Below are 17269 nucleotides of genomic sequence, written 5' to 3' on the forward strand. Positions count from 1 at the left end.
CCGGACGCTTGTTCCCGACAGTTCGGACTTCCTCCATGCTTGATAAAACCTACGACGCCAAGACCGTCGAGCCGAAGATCGCCAAAATCTGGGAAGAGGCCGACGCTTTCCGCGCCGGCGCCGGGGCGGAGGAAGGGGCGGAGGCCTTTACCGTCGTCATCCCTCCGCCGAACGTCACCGGTTCGCTGCATATGGGCCATGCGCTCAACAACACGCTGCAGGACATACTGGTGCGCTTCGAGCGCATGCGCGGCAAGAACGTGCTGTGGCAGCCCGGCATGGACCATGCCGGCATCGCCACGCAGATGGTGGTCGAGCGCCAGCTGATGGAAAGGCAGATCCACCGCCGCGACCTGACGCGCGAGGAGTTCATCGAAAAGGTCTGGGAGTGGAAGGCCGAATCCGGTGGCGCGATTTTCAACCAGCTGAAGCGGCTCGGCGCCTCGGCCGACTGGTCGCGCGAACGTTTCACCATGGACGAGGGTCTGTCCAAGGCGGTGCTGGAGGTTTTCGTCACGCTCTACAAGGAGGGCCTGATCTACAAGGACAAGCGCCTTGTGAACTGGGATCCGAAGCTGCTGACGGCCATTTCCGACCTCGAGGTCGAGCAGCACGAGGTCAACGGCAATCTCTGGCACTTCCGCTATCCGGTCGAAGGCACGGTGTTCGACCCTGAGAACCCGAAGACGTTCATCACCGTCGCCACGACGCGCCCCGAAACCATGCTCGGCGATACGGCGGTGGCCGTGCATCCCGAGGACGAACGGTTTCGAGGTCTGGTCGGCAAGAACGTCATCCTGCCGATCGTCGGCCGGCGGATTCCTGTTGTCGCTGATGAATATTCGGACCCGGAGAAGGGCTCCGGCGCGGTCAAGATCACGCCGGCGCATGACTTCAACGACTTCGAGGTCGGCAAGCGCCACAAGCTGCCGGCGATCAACATCCTGACCGTCGAAGCCGCAGTCAAGCTCAAGGACAATGAGGACTTCCTCGCCGGTCTCGAGGTGACGGCGGAGCGCCAGGCCGTCTGGGACGAGCTCGACGGGCTGGACCGCTTCGCCGCGCGCAAGAAGGTCGTGGAACTGATGGAAGCCGGCGGCTTCCTGGAAAAGGTCGAGCCGCATCGCCACACCGTGCCGCACGGCGACCGCGGCGGCGTGCCGATCGAACCGTTCCTGACCGACCAGTGGTATGTCAACGCGGCCGAGCTTGCCAAGCCGGCCATTGCCTCGGTGCGTGAGGGCCGCACGAACTTCGTGCCGAAGAACTGGGAAAAGACCTATTTCGATTGGATGGAGAACATCCAGCCCTGGTGCATCTCGCGGCAGCTCTGGTGGGGCCACCAGATTCCGGCGTGGTACGGGCCGGACGGTCGCGTCTTCGTCGAGAAGACCGAGGAAGAGGCGCTCGCCGCAGCGATCGAATATTATCTGGCGCTGGAAGGCCCTTGGAAGGCCTGGGTCGAGGACAAGCTGGAGAATTTCCAGCCTGGCGAGATCCTGACGCGCGACGAGGACGTTCTCGACACCTGGTTCTCCTCGGCGCTGTGGCCGTTCTCGACGCTGGGCTGGCCCGACCAGACGCCGGAGCTCAAGACCTACTACCAGACCGACGTGCTGGTGACCGGCTTCGACATCATCTTCTTCTGGGTGGCCCGGATGATGATGATGGGCCTGCATTTCATGGACGAGGAGCCGTTCCACACGGTCTATGTCCATGCGCTGGTGCGCGACAAGAACGGGCAGAAGATGTCGAAGTCGAAAGGCAACGTTATCGACCCGCTCGACCTGATCGACGAATACGGCGCCGATGCGCTGCGCTTCACCTTGACCGTCATGGCGGCGCAGGGGCGCGACGTGAAGCTCGATCCGGCGCGCATCGCCGGCTATCGTAATTTCGGCACCAAGCTGTGGAACGCGACGCGCTTCGCCGAGATGAACGAAGTCGCCAGGAACGACGATTTCTGGCTGAACGACGCCAAGCTCGCGGTCAACCGCTGGATCCTGACCGAGCTGACGCGGGCGGCCCGCGCGGTCACCGAGGGCATCACCACCTACCGCTTCAACGAGGCGGCCAGCGCCGCCTACCGCTTCGTCTGGAACCTGTTCTGCGACTGGTATCTGGAACTGCTGAAGCCGGTGTTCATGGGCACCGACGAGGCGGCCAAGGCGGAAAGCCGGGCCTGCGTCGCCTTCGTGCTGGACGAGATCTACAAGCTCTTGCATCCAATGATGCCGTTCATGACCGAGGAGCTGTGGGCGCAGACCGCGGGGGAGGGCAAGGAGCGGGAGTCGCTGCTTTGCCATGCCGCCTGGCCGTCGCCGGATTTCGAGGACGACGACGCGGCCGCCGACATCAACTGGCTGGTCGACCTCGTTTCCGGCATCCGCTCGGTGCGCTCTGAAATGAACGTGCCGCCGGCGGCGATCGCGCCCCTGGCGGTGATCGGCGCCAACGCGACGACGCGCGAGAGGCTCGAACGCCACGATCAGGCAATCAAGCGCCTGGCCCGTGTCGGCAGCATATCGCTGGCGGAAACGCCGCCCAAGGGCTCGGCCCAGATCGTCCTCAACGAAGCGACCATCTGCCTGCCGCTCGGCAGCTTGATAGACCTGCAAGCCGAGGCTGCGCGCCTGCAGAAGGAACTGGCCAAGGTGACCGAGGAGATCGCCCGCCTGCACAAGAAGCTGTCGAACGAGAAGTTCGTCGCCAACGCGCCGGAAGAGGTGGTCGAGGCCGAGCGCGAGAAGCTCGCCGAATATCGCGAGGCGCAAGAGAAGCTTTTGCTCGCCCTGACCAGGGTTCGCGACGCCGGCTGAGGGACAAGATTCGCCCCGTCGGAGAGCAGCTTTCCGGAGCGGAATCTCAATCGGAGATAGGCATGCCGTTGCGTTAATTTTGACGTAAACGGAAACTTTGAGCCCCATTGTTGCCATAATGTAACAATGGGGCCCATTTCTCCCAAAATGGCGTGTTTTTGGGCTGTATTGAAAGGTTTTTGCAGCTTTTTCCTGCCATTTGATGCCTGTTAAGCCGCGATTAGGCTCGATTTCGCGGCCGGGCACCATGGCAAAAATGCGAGCTGTCAAGGTGTACGTGTACAACTCTTGAATTCGTAGTTGCGCCGTTAACCCGAATTGGTTCTAGCTTGCCCCACTGGTATTTCGGGGAGGGACTCCATGAATTTTTTGCGGCTCAAAGCACTGCTGGGCGCGGGGTGCTTTTCGCTAGCTTTGGTCGGAGCGGCGATGCATCCGGCGCATGCCGGCGGCCTGGAGCGCGGCGGCTACGATATTGACCTGCTGTTCGATCCGTCGCCTTTCGCGACGGAAGCGGAAGCGACCTTCGTGATGCCGGATCGTAAATACAAGAATGCGCGCGGTCCGGGAGGGCTCGACCTCGGCTTTGGCACGACGGCCGATGGGGCCGAGGATTATTGGGTTCCGCGCATTGGCGCCAAGGTTCAGGTTGTCCAAGGCATCGACTGTATGGTCGACTATTCGCAACCTTGGGGTGCGCACACAGCGCCCGGGGTCTGGAATGGTGCGTTTTCCAACATGGAAACCGATATCAAGAGCGACAACTACGCGGCTACTTGCTCCTACAAAATGGATGCAGGCAAGGGCCAGCTCCGCTTTATCGGCGGTGTCTTCTACCAGAAGGTCTACGGCTTCAAGGAAAGCCTGGTGTCACCGTTGGTGCCCGACTTCGGCGGTACCGGTCGTGTCGATCTGACGAGCAACGGCTGGGGCTGGCGCGCTGGCGTTGCCTACGAGATCCCCGACATCGCGTTGCGCGCGAGCCTCGTCTACAATTCGAAGGTCAAGCTCGACAACATCTCGGGCACGCTCGATCTCACGAATGTCGGCGGGGTTGTCCTGCCGATCTACGGCTCAACGCAGTACATGCCGGATGTGGTAGAATTGAAGCTGCAGTCGGGTATCGCACCCGGATGGCTCGCCTTCGGTTCGATCAAATGGGTCAATTGGAGTGTTCTGCAGAGCGTTCCTATCTGTGTAGTGGGTACTCCTGCTGCGCTATGCGTTACGGGCGATGACGCTCACTCAGCTCAGGTAACCTCGCTTGACCTGATGTATCGTGACGGTTGGACGGTTTCAGGCGGCATAGGCCATAAGTTCAATGACCAGTGGAGCGCTGCCGGCCAGCTTTCCTGGGATCGCGGCACTTCGCATGGCTACGGTTCGCAGACCGACACCTGGACGTTTGGCGGCGGTGTCGCCTATACGCCGAAGCCGAATATCGAAGTGCGCCTGGCGGGTGCGGTCGGTGTCATGACCAGTGGCCATTCCGGGACGATCGCTGGCGAGAACGGCTATGTGGCTGGCACTGACGCCAGCTACGACTTCGGCAACGATCTGGTCACCGCGATTTCGGGCGGCCTCAAGATCAAGTTCTGAGCTTCCGCAAATTCAAGAAAAAGGCCGGGCATCGCCCGGCCTTTTTCATTGCGCAATCAACCGCCTGGCCCGATTGGCCGATGCATTGTTGCAAACTGGTGTCACAACCGGCGCTCCAAACGATTGTGACGTTTTAGCAACAGTTTATGAACAACCCCGGCGCTAAAAGGCTAGCCGAGGGAACTGCCCATTTCCCGCCATAAACGCGGAGCAACCCGGATAGGTCCCGGGAATGCGTGCCAGGTTGGCGCGGCGAAGGGGGTAGGCCGCGGGGTGTGCGGCAAGGACGAGTATGGACGCCAGGGTGATCTCCAAGGCCAAGCTGCCCAGCCGCTACGTGACCGTTGGTCCGGCGCGCGCGCCGCACCGCTCGTACCTCTACGCCATGGGACTGTCGGCGGCCGAGATCGCGCAGCCGTTGGTCGGCGTCGCCAGCTGCTGGAACGAGGCCGCGCCCTGCAACATTTCGCTGATGCGCCAGGCGCAGGTGGTGAAGAAGGGCGTCGCGGCCGCCAACGGCACGCCGCGCGAATTCTGCACCATCACGGTCACCGACGGCATCGCCATGGGCCACCAGGGCATGAAGTCGTCGCTGGTGTCGCGCGAGGTGATCGCCGATTCGGTCGAGCTCACCATGCGCGGCCATTGCTACGACGCGCTGGTCGGGCTTGCCGGCTGCGACAAGTCGCTGCCCGGCATGATGATGGCGATGGTCCGCCTCAACGTGCCGTCGATCTTCATCTATGGCGGCTCGATCCTGCCCGGCAGCTATCGCGGCAGGCAGATCACCGTGCAGGACGTGTTCGAGGCTGTCGGCCAGCATTCGGTCGGCACGATAGGTGATGACGAACTGCTCGAGATCGAGCAGGCGGCCTGTCCGTCGGCGGGTTCCTGCGGCGCCCAGTTCACCGCAAACACCATGGCGACCGTCGCCGAGGCGATCGGCCTGGCCTTGCCCTATTCCTGCGGCGCGCCGGCGCCGTACGAAATGCGCGACCGCTTCAATTTCGCCTCCGGCGAAAAGGTCATGGAGCTGATCGCCAAGAACATCCGGCCGCGCGACATCGTCACCCGCAAAGCGCTGGAGAATGCGGCAACTGTCGTGTCCGCCACCGGCGGTTCGACCAACGCGGCGCTGCATCTGCCGGCGATCGCGCATGAGGCCGGCATAAAGTTCGACCTGTTCGATGTCGCGGCGATCTTCGAGAAGACGCCTTACATCGCCGACCTCAAGCCCGGCGGCAAATATGTCGCCAAGGACATGTTCGAGGCCGGCGGCATTCCGCTCTTGATGAAAACGCTGCTCGACCACGGCTATCTGCACGGCGATTGCCTCACCGTCACCGGCCGCACTTTGGCCGAAAATATGCAGCACGTTGCCTGGAATGACAGCCAGGATGTTGTGCGTCCCGCCAATCGGCCAATCACCAAGACGGGCGGCGTTGTGGGCTTGAAGGGCAACCTTGCCCCCGAAGGCGCGATCGTGAAGGTCGCCGGCATGTCGGAGCTGAAATTCTCAGGCCCGGCGCGCTGCTTCGATTCGGAAGAGGAGTGCTTCGAAGCGGTCACGCTGCGCAATTACCAGGAAGGCGAGGTCCTTGTCATCCGCTACGAGGGGCCGCGCGGCGGTCCGGGCATGCGCGAAATGCTGTCGACGACGGCGGCGCTTTACGGCCAGGGCATGGGCGGCAAGGTGGCGCTGATCACGGACGGACGCTTTTCCGGTGCTACACGTGGCTTCTGCATCGGCCATGTCGGGCCGGAGGCGGCGGTCGGCGGGCCGATCGGGCTCATCAAGGATGGCGACGTGATCTCGATCGACGCCGTGAAAGGCACGATCGAGGTGGCGCTGTCGGATGCCGAGCTCGCAGCGCGGGCGAAGAAATGGAAAGCGCGCGAGACCGATTATCAGTCCGGCGCAATCTGGAAATATGCGCAGACCGTAGGGTCGGCCCGCGACGGCGCGGTCACCCATCCGGGCGGTGCGAAAGAAACACACTGCTATGCGGACATTTGAGGTGTTGAGGTCATCTGTCTTTTCGGCACTGGTCGCGGTTGCGACCTTGGTAGCCGTCGGGCAGGCCATGGCCTTCGACGACAAGGTGTTCGACGACAAGACCGGAGTGAAGCCGCAGTCGAGCCCGTGGGCGGTGTTCCAGTTCGGTTTTTCCGCCTACAAAAACGGCCATAAGGACCAGGCGGTCGAGGCCTATAAATACGCCGCTGAGAACGGCCAGATCGGCGCCACCTGGAAGCTTGCGCGCATGTATGCCCAAGGCGACGGCGTGGCGCGCGACGACTACGCGGCCTTCAAGTTCTTCTCGGAGATCGTCGACCAGGACGTCGAGCCCGGCTCGCCGGAGGAAAGTTACGTCTCCGACGCGCTCGTCGCCCTCGGCGACTATCTGCGCAAAGGCATCCCGGGCAGTCCGGTCGAGGAAAACGAGGTCGCGGCGCAGGAATATTACATGCGCGCCGCCGCCAACTACCGCAATCCGAACGCCCAGTTCGAGATCGGCCAGATGTTCCTCAAGGGCGAGGGCGGCGTGAAGGCCAGCGTCAAGCAGGCCGGGCGCTGGCTGCAACTGGCAGCCGAAAAAGGCCATGCCGGCGCCCAGGCGACGCTCGGCAATCTGCTCTTCCAGAGCGGCAAGATCGTGCGCGGCCTGGCGATGATGACGGCCGCACTCGAGCGTGCTCCGCCCGCCGATCAGCCCTGGATCCGCAGCATGCAGGAAGAGGCCTTCGCCGCCGCCGGCGAGGCCGACCGCCGCACGGCGATTTCGCTCGCCGACGACATTCTGACCAAGGGCAACAACGGCGACCAGTAAGCGGCGGCTTTCAGTTGTCGGTAGGCTCCGTCGGCACCGTGCTCGGCGTCGAGGTCGGGTGCAATTTCGGCGCCTGGTTCTCGCCAGGGCAGTCGTCCTTCACCTTCGTCCAGGAGGTGTTGTTGAGAACCATGTCGCAGCGCGCGAGGTGACTTTCGCCGGCAACAGTCAGGCAGGCCGTCTCACCGACCTTGAAGGATTTGCCGTTGGCAAGGCATGCCTGGGCGAGCGTCGGCGCCGGCGCGGCGAACGCCAGCGCAAAGCCGATCGGGCAAAGAACAAATCGGATCGTCATTGAACCCCCGCAACAACCCGCATCAAACGCGCGATTTGTGGCGATATCAGGGTTCTGCGAGAGTTAGCTGAATAGCTTCTTCAGGTCGGCCGCAGGTCGAGATCGATCGCCACCGGCACATGATCGGAGGGTTTTTCCCAGGCGCGCACATGCTTTTCGACCGAGGCCGAGGAAAAGCGGTTGGCGGCTTCGGGCGACAGCAAAAGATGGTCGATGCGGATGCCGTTGTTCTTCTGCCAGGCGCCGGCCTGATAGTCCCAGAAAGTATAGACGTCGGAGGAGTCAGTGACGGCGCGCACGGCCTCGGTGAAGCCGAGATTCTTCAGGCGGCGGAAGGCTTGCCTCGTCTGCGGCTGGAACAGCGCGTCGCCGAGCCAGTTCTCGGGGAACCTGGCGTCGGCGTGCTCCGGAATGACATTGTAGTCGCCGGCCAGCACCAGCGCTTCCTCGAGCCTGAGCCGCTCCTCAGCCCAGCGCTCGAGCCTCGCCATCCATGACAGCTTGTAGGAAAACTTCCTCTCGTCATCGATCGGATTGCCGTTCGGCAAATAGAGCGAAGCGACGCGCAAGGCGCCCTTGTCGGTCGAGAATACGCCTTCGATGAAGCGCGCGTGGTCGTCGGCATCGTCGCCGGGCAAGCCGCGATTGACCTCGTCGAAGGGGAGCTTCGATAGGATGGCGACGCCGTTGAAGCTTTTCTGGCCGTTGGTCTCGACATTATAGCCAAGCGCCTCGATCTCAGCGCGCGGAAACTGATCGTCGAGGGTCTTGATCTCCTGCAGGCAGACGATGTCCGGCGCGCTCTCGGTCAGCCAGTGGGTGAGGTTGCCGATGCGGGCGCGAACGCCGTTGATGTTCCAGGTGACGATCTTCATGGGGACCTCAATCTCGTTCCGGCGCAAGGCGCTCGACGAGGCCGATCGTATTGCCTGCGGGGTCCTTTAGAAAGGCCATCCATTCGCTTTCCCCCGCCGGACCGAACCTACCCTCGGTGTCACGATGGACGAGCGCGGGCTGCGCGGTGAAAGGAACACCGGCGGCCTTCGCCTCGGCATGGAAAGCCTCGAGACCGGCAATGTCGAGATAGACGGTGCCGGGCGGCACGCCGTCGGCAAAGAACAGCCGCACGGCCCCTGCCATGATGAAGGCGATGCCCGGCGGGTCGTAGCGCGCATGCACGCTCATGCCGAGCACGTCTTGCCAGAAGGCCAGCGTCGTATCGAGATCGCGCCCGGCCGACAGCGCGACCTGGCGGACGGCGCCGATCGGAGGCATCGGAGGTCAGATGGAGAAACTGGTACCGCAGCCGCAGGAGGCGACGGCGTTCGGGTTCCTGATCTGGAAGGACTGACCCATTAGGTCATCGACGAAGTCGATCACCGAGCCGCCCATATAGACCAGCGAGAGGTCGTCGATCAGGATCGTCGCGCCATCCTTCTCGATGGCGACGTCGTCGTCGTTGCGACCATCGACGAGATCGAACTTGTAGGAAAAGCCGGAGCAGCCGCCGCCTTCGACGGAAACGCGCAGCGCGGTCTTGCCGGGCTCGCCGGACAGGATCCTGGCGATCCGCTTCGCGGCGGCGTCGGTCATCTCGACCTTCATGGCAGTCTTGGCATCCGCGCCCATCGGCGTCACCTTGCTTTCGGTTTCCTATGATAGGTATGAAGCGGGCGCGGGCAAGTCAACCGGTGGGTGACACAGTCAACTGGTGGGTGAATGGGCAAGGATGCTCTCGACGATATCGGATTCGGCTACCGGCCGCGCGCCGTCTATGCCAGCGATCCGGCGCGTTCGCGCGGCCGCCTGTTCGATGAGCCGGAAAGCCCGACCCGCACGCCGTTCCAGCGGGACCGCGACCGCATCATTCATTCCACCGCCTTTCGCCGGCTGAAGCACAAGACGCAGGTGTTCGTCGCGCATGAGGGCGACCACTATCGCACCAGGCTGACGCATTCGATCGAGGTGGCGCAGATCGCCCGGGCCCTGGCGCGGGCGCTGCGCGGCGACGAGGACCTCGCCGAGGCGGTGGCATTGGTGCATGATTTCGGCCACACGCCTTTCGGCCATACCGGCGAGGAGGCGCTGAACGAGAAGATGTCCGGTTGGGGCGGTTTCGACCACAATGCGCAGTCGCTACGCGTGGTGACGCGGCTCGAGCGGCGCTATGCGGAGTTCGACGGGCTGAACCTCACCTGGGAAACGCTGGAAGGACTGGTCAAGCACAACGGTCCGCTCACCGACGCGAGTGGGAGGGGGCTGAAGGGCCCGGTGCCGCAGGCGATCCGCGATTATTCCGAACTGCACGACCTCGAACTCGACCGCTTCGCCGGCATCGAGGCGCAGTGCGCCGCGATCGCCGACGACATCGCCTACAACACCCATGACATCGACGACGGCCTGCGCGCCGGCTTCCTGACGCTGGAAATGCTGGAGGATGTCGGCCTGCCGGGTTCGATCCTCGAGGCAGTGCGCGCCCGCTATCCGGGGCTCGACGGCGTGCGCACCGGCCATGAGCTGATGCGTCGGCAGATCACTTTGATGGTGGAGGATGTCATCGCGTCCACCGCCGCCAACATCGAGCGCCTCAAGCCGGATAGCGCCGACGCGGTGCGCGCGGCGGGCGAGACGATGGTGACCTTCTCAGCCGATATGGCCGCGGCCGAAAAGGAACTGAAGGCCTTCCTCTACAAGCATCTCTACCGGCATGCCGAAGTGATGCGCGTGCGGGCGGACGCCGAACAGATCGTCCGCGATCTGTTCGGCGTCTATTTCGCCGACCCGCGCGCCATGCCGGACGGCTGGCGCGAAGGGCTCGACAGAGCGGAAGACCGCATCAAGGCGCGCAGCGTCGCCGATTTCCTGGCCGGCATGACCGATACCTATGCGCTCAAGGAGCATAGGCGTCTGTTTGACCATACGCCGGATTTAAGCTAGGGCGAGCCTCGATCTTGCCGGCCAAGAAAACCCGGTCGCCTCTTAAAGCCCAGAGCACACAGATGAATATCTTCGCCGATTTCAACGCGCGGATCGTAAAAGCTGTCGAAGCCCTTGATCTGAAAGACAAGGACGGCGGAGCGTTGGATCTGTCGCGTATCGCGGTCGAGCCGCCGCGCGACGCCAGCCATGGCGATCTTGCCACCAATGCGGCGATGGTGCTGGCCAAGCCCACCGGCCAGAACCCGCGCGCTCTCGCCGAGAAGCTGACCGAAGCGCTGCGCGCCGATGCCGACATCGCGTCTGCCGATGTCGCCGGGCCGGGTTTCGTCAATCTGAGACTCAAGGACGGGTTCTGGCAGGCGCATCTCGCGGTGCTGCTCGGCGAGGGCCGCAACTATGGCCGCTCGAAGATCGGCGGCGGCCGCAAGGCCAATGTCGAATATGTCTCGGCCAACCCGACCGGCCCGATGCATGTCGGCCATTGCCGCGGCGCCGTCGTCGGCGACACGCTCGCCAATTTGATGGCCTTCGCCGGCTACGACGTGACCAAGGAATATGTCATCAACGACGCCGGCTCGCAGATCGACGTGCTCGGCCGCTCGGCCATGCTGCGCTACCGCGAAGCGCTCGGCGAAGACATCGGCGAGATCCCGCCAGGCCTCTATCCGGGCGACTATCTGGTCCCGGTAGGCCAGGCGCTGGCCGAGCAGTTCGGCCTCGGCCTGCTGGAGATGCCGGGAGACGAAGCGCTGGCGATCGTCAAGGACCGCACGGTCGATGCGATGATGGCGATGATCCGCGAGGACCTGGCGCTGCTCAACGTGCATCACGACGTGTTCTTTTCCGAGCGCACGCTGCATGCCGACAATGCCAAGAAGATCCGGGCCGCGATCGCCGACCTGACGCTCAAAGGCCATATCTACAAGGGCAAGCTGCCGCCGCCGAAGGGCGAGAAGCCGGACGATTGGGAGGACCGCGAGCAGACGCTGTTCCGCTCGACCGCCGTCGGCGACGATATGGACCGGGCGCTGGTCAAGTCCGACGGCTCGTTCACCTATTTCGCCGCCGACGTCGCCTATCTCAAGGACAAGGTCGAGCGCGGCTTCGTCGATCTGATCTATGTACTCGGCGCCGACCATGGCGGCTACGTCAAGCGGCTCGAGGCGCTGGCGCGCGCGGTCGCCGGCGACACGGTCAAGCTCACGGTCCTGCTCTGCCAACTGGTCAAGCTGTTCCGCGATGGCGAGCCGGTCCGGATGTCTAAGCGGTCGGGCGATTTCGTCACGCTGCGCGACGTGGTGGAGGAGGTCGGCCGCGACCCGATCCGCTTCATGATGCTCTACCGCAAGAACGACGCGCCGCTCGATTTCGACTTCGCCAAGGTCACCGAGCAGTCCAAGGACAATCCGGTGTTTTACGTGCAGTACGCCTCGGCGCGCTGCCACTCGGTCTTCCGGCAGGCGAGCGAGCAATTGGGCGAGGCGAATTTCGATCGTAACCGGCTCGTGGCCTCGGTTGCGTCGCTGACCGATGAGGGCGAGATCGGCCTGGTCCGGAAGCTGGCTGAATATCCACGGCTGATTGAATCCGCGGCACTTGCGCTGGAGCCGCACCGGCTGGCATTCTACCTCTACGATCTGGCGTCGAGCTTCCACGCACACTGGAATCGGGGCACCGACAACCCAGACTTACGTTTTGTTAAGGTTAACGACCCACAATTGACGTATGCCAGACTAGGGCTGGTGCAGGCTGTTTCGGATGTTTTGACCTCCGGCCTGACGCTGATAGGAGCTGATGCGCCTACCGAAATGCGTTAGGTTTGACTAAAAAACCTGTCACCTTTTGCCCACATTGCGCTGGTAAGGGCCAACCCTGCGCGACGTCCATGGCGTCCGACTGTGTGCGAGTTCGGGAACAATAATGGCAGACAGAACCCAGCTGAAAGTAGCCGCAAACAACCACATCGCCGAAGACGATCCGTTCGCGGAACTGACCCGCATCATGGGTTTCGATCCGCGCCAGCCGGTCAGGCCGCAGACGCCAGCGGCCGCAAAGGCTGCCCCCGCAAACCAGGCTGCGGAAGAGGGCGATTTCGACATCGACCTCGAAAAGGAGCTGATGGGCGAATTCGACGTTGCCGAGGAAAGCGCGCCGGTCGTGCAGCAGACAGCTCGGCACGAGCCGGCCTACGGAGCCGCCAATGCCGCTCTCACCGACGACGAGCTTGCCGCTTCCTTTGAGCAGGATTTCGTCTTTGACGACGCTGTCGATCACGCCCATTTTGCCACGCCTCGTGCGCCGGAGCCGGCCGCCGACGATGATTTCGACAAGGCGGTCGCGGGCTCCTTGGAGGTCTCGCCGCTGGAGGACGAAGTCTCGCCTCTGGAGGACGAGGTCTCGCCTCTAGAGGACGACCTTTCCGTCGACCAGGAAATGGCGGCATCGCTGGATGAGGGCTTCCGGGTCGACCATCACGAGCCCGATGCGGGCCGTGGCGCCGTCGCCGCCGCCGAGCCTGCCGCTGTCGAGCCCGCCGTTGTCGAGCCTGCGGCCGAGGCGGCATTCGATGCCGATTTCGACAGCGCCGTTCAGATGTCGCTCGAGGACGAGCTGGCGTTCGATGACCGCGAGACCGGGCAGTCCGAGGCCGCTGACGTTCAGCCGGTCGAGGCTCACCCCGCTGCCGACCAGCCGATCGCCGACGGAGATTTCGACGGCGAGTTCGATCAGGTCCAGTTCGATCAGGCCCCATTTGACCAGGCGATGGCCGATGTCGACATGGATCTCGATCAGCCGATCCTGGAACAGGAACTGGTCGATGCCGAGCAGCCGGTGGCTGTCGAGGCGCCTGTTGAGGCAGCGCATTTCGCCGCTGATCCCGAGCCCGCCATCGATCCCGAGCTTGTTGCCGATCGCGAGCCTGCCGCGGATCAGGTCTTCGAAGACGATTTCGAGCTCAGCTTCCGTGACGCCCTTGCCGAGGAGCCGGAAGCTGCCGCCGCGGAGCCTGAACCCGTTGCTGACCACCGGGCTGCAACCGATCACGTGTTTGGAGACGATTTCGAACGCAGCTTCGGTGACGCCCTTGCCGAGGAGCCGGAAGCTGCCGCCGCGGAGCCTGAATCCGTCGCTGACCACCGGGCCGCAACCGATCAGGTCTTCGAAGACGATTTCGAACTCAACTTCGGTGACGCTCTTGCCGAGGAGCCGGTAGTTCCTGCTGTCGAGCCCGTGGCTGCGGCTGAGCCATCATTCGCGGAGCCTGCTCCGGCCGTATCGGCACCGGTTCCGCCGATTGCGGCAGTCGAGCCAGCCAAGCCGACTGCGACCTCTGCCGAGCGGAGCCTGGAAGACGAGCTCAACGCGCTGCTCGGCGCTATGACCGCACGGCCCATCCCGGCCGCGCCGGCTCCGGTCGCCCCCACTCCGGTCGCCCCCACTCCGGTCGCCAAGGAACCCGCTCCGGCGCCGCAGCCGGCCGGCTACACCGGCCAGCACGCTGCCGTGGCAGCCGATGATCTCGATTGGGATCTCGATGAGCACGAGCTTGCGCGGAGCGAGGAGACCGATCAGCCTGCCGATGCCGATCTCGATGCGCTGCTCGCCGGCGAACTCGACCGGCAGGGCTTCGAAGACACGGCGGCTGAACAGAATGCCGAGCCGAGCATCGATTTCGATGACGAGGCTTTCGATGCAGCTTTTGCCAAGGGCATCGAGCAGGACGCGTCGGTCGCCGAACCGGCCCGGTCGTGGAGCCGCGTGACCCCGGTCGCCGCACCTGCGCAGGCCTCGTTCGCGTCGCAGCCGCCGACGGCCTCAGCGCCGCAAATGGCGGCTCCCGCCTATCGTGACGCGCCGGTGAAGGACTATTCCGCCTACGCCAAGCCGACGTTGCAGATGGCGGCGCCTGCCTATGGTGACGAGCCGGCGAAGGACTATTCCACCTACGCCAAGCCAGCCTCGGCGCCGCAGCCTCGCCATCAGGAGGAAATGCCCGATGTCGAGACGGTCGACGTGCCGGAGCGCGTCGTGACGCTGGCCGACGATCTCGATATTCCGGAGCTCAGCTTCGAGGAGGATCAGCCGGCAGCGCCCGTCTATGACGATCTCGATGCCGAGTTTGCAGGCTTGCTTAGCGAGATGAACGCGACCGAGATCGCTCAGGCGCCCGTGCAGAGCCGGGGCTATGAGGACGATTCCTACAATGCCGGGTTCAAGACCGGCTATGATCGTCGCGAGCTTCGCGCGGAGACGCCCACCGCTCCGGCGGCCGCCTCCTATGCCGCGGCCGCGAGCGAATTCGATGCCGACGATTTGCCCGGCAGCCGCCCGGTTTCGCAAGCCGAGGGCTTTGCAGTCGACGAGCTCGACTACGATCCCGAGCTCGACGAGGCGATGACCGTGCCGGGCCTTGCCGAGCGCGAAGCCGCAAAGCCGCGCAGCCGCGGCTTCATGGTTGCCGCGCTCGTCGGCGCCGCGGTGATCGCCGGCGGGCTCGGCGCTCTTGCCTTCTCCTTCGGCGGCAAGGGCGGCAGCGAAGCGCCCGTAATCGTCAAGGCCGACAATTCGCCGATCAAGGTCAAGCCGGAAAATCCGGGCGGAGCCGTTGTGCCGAACCAGGACAACAAGGTCTATGACGCGGTGGCGAAGGGTGGGGCGGCCAAGCCCACTGAGCCTGTGCAGCAGAAACTGGTGACCAACACCGAGGAGCCGATCGACGTGGCGTCGAAGGAACCGCCGCAGAGCCGGATCGTCGACCTCTCGCCTGACGATACCGACGCAGCGCCCGGTACTGACGCAGTTGGCAATCCGAACGCCGCCGCGCCGAAAGCAGAAGCAGCAGCGCCGACTGCAGACGCCTCAGTGCCGGCTGGTGCCCAGGCGGCAGCGCCTGAGAGCGCGCAGCCGGCCGCTCCTGCGCCGAAGTCGGAAGACCGCATCGCCCAGGTGCTGCAGGAGGCCGACAAGGGGGCCAACAACGACGTCGTCGCCGTGGCACCGCGCAAGGTCAAGACCATGATGGTGAAGCCCGACGGCTCGCTGGTTCCGCGCGAGGACCCGGCTCCCGCGCCGGAAGTTGCGGCGACGGAGCCTCCCGATCCGGCGCCGCAGCATGTCGCTCCGGCCGGGCAGGGCGATGCCCAGCCGACGGGAACCGTCACGCCGGCCGCCGACCAGTCCGCGGATCAGGCCGATTCCGGTCAGGATGAGACCGCCAAGCCGGCGAAGCCGACTGCCGCGCCGAAAGCCGAAGCCAAGGTCCAGTCGGCCAACACGCCGGCGAAAGTGCCGGTGGCGCCGCCGCGCCCGTCCGACCAGCCGGTCGACATCGTCGGCGAAGTCAAGCCCGACAAGGTCGCTTCCATCGACCCGGCGGCGGCAGGCGGCGGCTCGTGGTCGATGCAGGTCGCCTCGCAGCCGACGGTCGAAAGCGCCCAGTCGACCTACCAGGACCTGCAGCGCCGTTACGGCAGCGTGCTTTCCGGGCGTACCGCCAACATCGTCAAGGCCGAGATCGCCGGCAAGGGCACGTTCTACCGCGTTCGCGTTCCGGCGCAGTCGCGCAACGATGCGATCAACCTGTGCACCAGCTACAAGGCGGCCGGCGGCACCTGCTTCGTGTCGCGCTGACCATCCCGAGCGTCCCAAAGCCGGCGCTGCCCTCAGGGCCGCGCCGGCTTTTCGTTGTGGACGGCTTTCGGCATTCGGGCGCTGCGGGGCAGGGGTGATTCCCTTTGCTTTCCCAAAGCCCTAAGCTTCCCTCTATGACCGAATCAAAATCCATGATCCTCGGCTGCGCCGGGAAATCGCTCGCCCCTGATGAAATCCGCTTCTACCGCGATGAACGCCCCTGGGGTTTCATCCTGTTTGCGCGCAACATCGGCGAGGCCGAGCAGATCCGCGATCTGGTCTCCTCGATGCGCGGCTGCGTCGGGCGCCCGGATGCTCCGGTCTTCATCGACCAGGAAGGCGGCCGGGTGCAGCGCCTGCGGCCGCCTCTGGCGCCGAACTACCCTGCCGGTGGCGCGCTTGGCGCGCTTTGGCGCGACGATCGCGAGGCCGGCCACCGCGCCGCGTGGCTGCTGGCGCGGCTGCACGCCTTCGATCTTTCCCGTTTAGGCATCACCGCCGATTGTCTGCCGGTGCTCGACGTTCCAGTCGAGGGCGCCAGCGACGTGATCGGCGCGCGCGCTTATGGCAAAGAGCCCAATGCCGTGATCGAGCTTGGCCGGGCTTCGGCCGAAGGCCTGATGTCGGGCGGCGTCCTGCCGGTCATGAAGCATATTCCTGGCCATGGCCGCGCCTTCGCCGACACGCATTTTGCGCTGCCGACGGTCGACACGCCGCTCGCCGAGTTGCGGCGACATGATTTCGCCCCGTTCAAGGCGCTCAACCACCTGCCGATGGCGATGACGGCGCATGTCGTCTATAGCGCCGTCGACCCGGACAATCCGGCGACGACCTCGGCCAAGGTCGTCAACGAGGTGATCCGCGGCGAGATCGGCTTCGACGGGCTCTTGATGAGCGACGACACGTCGATGAAGGCACTTTCTGGGGATTTCCCGACAAAGGCGGCCGCGATCCTTGCGGCCGGCGTCGATCTCGTCCTTCACTGCAACGGCGTTTTCGAGGAAATGTCAGGGATCGCGTCGCGCACGACGGCGCTCGAAGGCAAGTCCTTGGCGAGAGCGGAGCGGGCGCTGACCTATATAAAGAGCCGCGACGTCGCCGACGAAAGTGCGATACGCGCGGAATTCGCCACCTATTTCGAAGCGGTGGCCTGA

At 64.2% G+C, this 17269-nt stretch carries 12 protein-coding genes; 8 read left to right on the forward strand and 4 right to left on the reverse strand.

The window, feature by feature from the left end; all coding sequences use genetic code 11:
* Positions 1 to 35: 35 nt before the first annotated feature.
* The 4 genes from EJ071_RS22025 to EJ071_RS22040 all read left to right on the forward strand — a co-directional run bounded on the left by EJ071_RS22025 (position 36) and on the right by EJ071_RS22040 (position 7249).
* A complete protein-coding gene (locus EJ071_RS22025; protein WP_126099763.1) occupies positions 36 to 2819 on the forward strand; it encodes a valine--tRNA ligase in 2784 nt (927 codons plus the stop codon).
* A gap of 360 nt (positions 2820 to 3179) precedes the next feature.
* The gene (locus tag EJ071_RS22030; protein ID WP_126099764.1) at positions 3180 to 4418 is read left to right on the forward strand and encodes an OmpP1/FadL family transporter; all 1239 of its coding nucleotides are present in this window, start codon (positions 3180 to 3182) and stop codon (positions 4416 to 4418) included.
* A 292-nt stretch (positions 4419 to 4710) separates the two neighbouring features.
* Entirely contained in the window at positions 4711 to 6435 is a 1725-nt protein-coding gene (gene ilvD, locus EJ071_RS22035) for a dihydroxy-acid dehydratase (RefSeq protein WP_126099765.1), read from the forward strand.
* Positions 6422 to 7249, forward strand: coding sequence for a tetratricopeptide repeat protein (locus EJ071_RS22040; RefSeq protein WP_126099766.1), 828 nt, complete (start codon positions 6422 to 6424; stop codon positions 7247 to 7249). Before ilvD ends, EJ071_RS22040 begins: the two co-directional genes overlap by 14 nt.
* 10 nt (positions 7250 to 7259) lie before the next feature.
* Here EJ071_RS22040 and EJ071_RS22045 read toward each other — a convergent pair whose 3' ends face one another.
* From EJ071_RS22045 to erpA, 4 genes are all read right to left on the reverse strand, one after another.
* Positions 7260 to 7544 carry a hypothetical protein gene (locus EJ071_RS22045; protein WP_126099767.1) on the reverse strand — a complete coding sequence of 95 codons (285 nt, stop codon included), beginning with the start codon at positions 7542 to 7544 and terminating at the stop codon, positions 7260 to 7262.
* An 80-nt stretch (positions 7545 to 7624) separates the two neighbouring features.
* Positions 7625 to 8419, reverse strand: a complete 795-nt coding sequence (xth, locus tag EJ071_RS22050) for an exodeoxyribonuclease III (protein WP_126099768.1) — start codon at positions 8417 to 8419, stop codon at positions 7625 to 7627.
* Positions 8420 to 8426: 7 nt separating this feature from the next.
* A complete protein-coding gene (locus tag EJ071_RS22055; RefSeq protein WP_126099769.1) occupies positions 8427 to 8819 on the reverse strand; it encodes a VOC family protein in 393 nt (130 codons plus the stop codon).
* A gap of 6 nt (positions 8820 to 8825) precedes the next feature.
* On the reverse strand, positions 8826 to 9173 hold the full coding sequence (gene erpA, locus EJ071_RS22060) for an iron-sulfur cluster insertion protein ErpA (protein WP_126099770.1): 348 nt from the start codon (positions 9171 to 9173) through the stop codon (positions 8826 to 8828).
* Positions 9174 to 9263: 90 nt separating this feature from the next.
* Between erpA and EJ071_RS22065 the strand changes: the two genes are divergently transcribed.
* From EJ071_RS22065 to nagZ, 4 genes are all read left to right on the forward strand, one after another.
* Complete coding sequence (locus tag EJ071_RS22065; RefSeq protein ID WP_126099771.1) at positions 9264 to 10481, forward strand: deoxyguanosinetriphosphate triphosphohydrolase; 1218 nt, start codon at positions 9264 to 9266, stop codon at positions 10479 to 10481.
* Between the two features lie 62 nt (positions 10482 to 10543).
* A complete protein-coding gene (argS, locus tag EJ071_RS22070; protein ID WP_126099772.1) occupies positions 10544 to 12301 on the forward strand; it encodes an arginine--tRNA ligase in 1758 nt (585 codons plus the stop codon).
* Positions 12302 to 12404: 103 nt separating this feature from the next.
* The gene (locus tag EJ071_RS22075) at positions 12405 to 16115 is read left to right on the forward strand and encodes an SPOR domain-containing protein (protein WP_126099773.1); all 3711 of its coding nucleotides are present in this window, start codon (positions 12405 to 12407) and stop codon (positions 16113 to 16115) included.
* A gap of 134 nt (positions 16116 to 16249) precedes the next feature.
* Entirely contained in the window at positions 16250 to 17269 is a 1020-nt protein-coding gene (nagZ, locus tag EJ071_RS22080) for a beta-N-acetylhexosaminidase (RefSeq protein WP_126099774.1), read from the forward strand.

This window comes from Mesorhizobium sp. M1B.F.Ca.ET.045.04.1.1 (assembly GCF_003952465.1).
In the GTDB taxonomy this organism is placed as follows: Bacteria; Pseudomonadota; Alphaproteobacteria; order Rhizobiales; family Rhizobiaceae; genus Mesorhizobium; species Mesorhizobium shonense.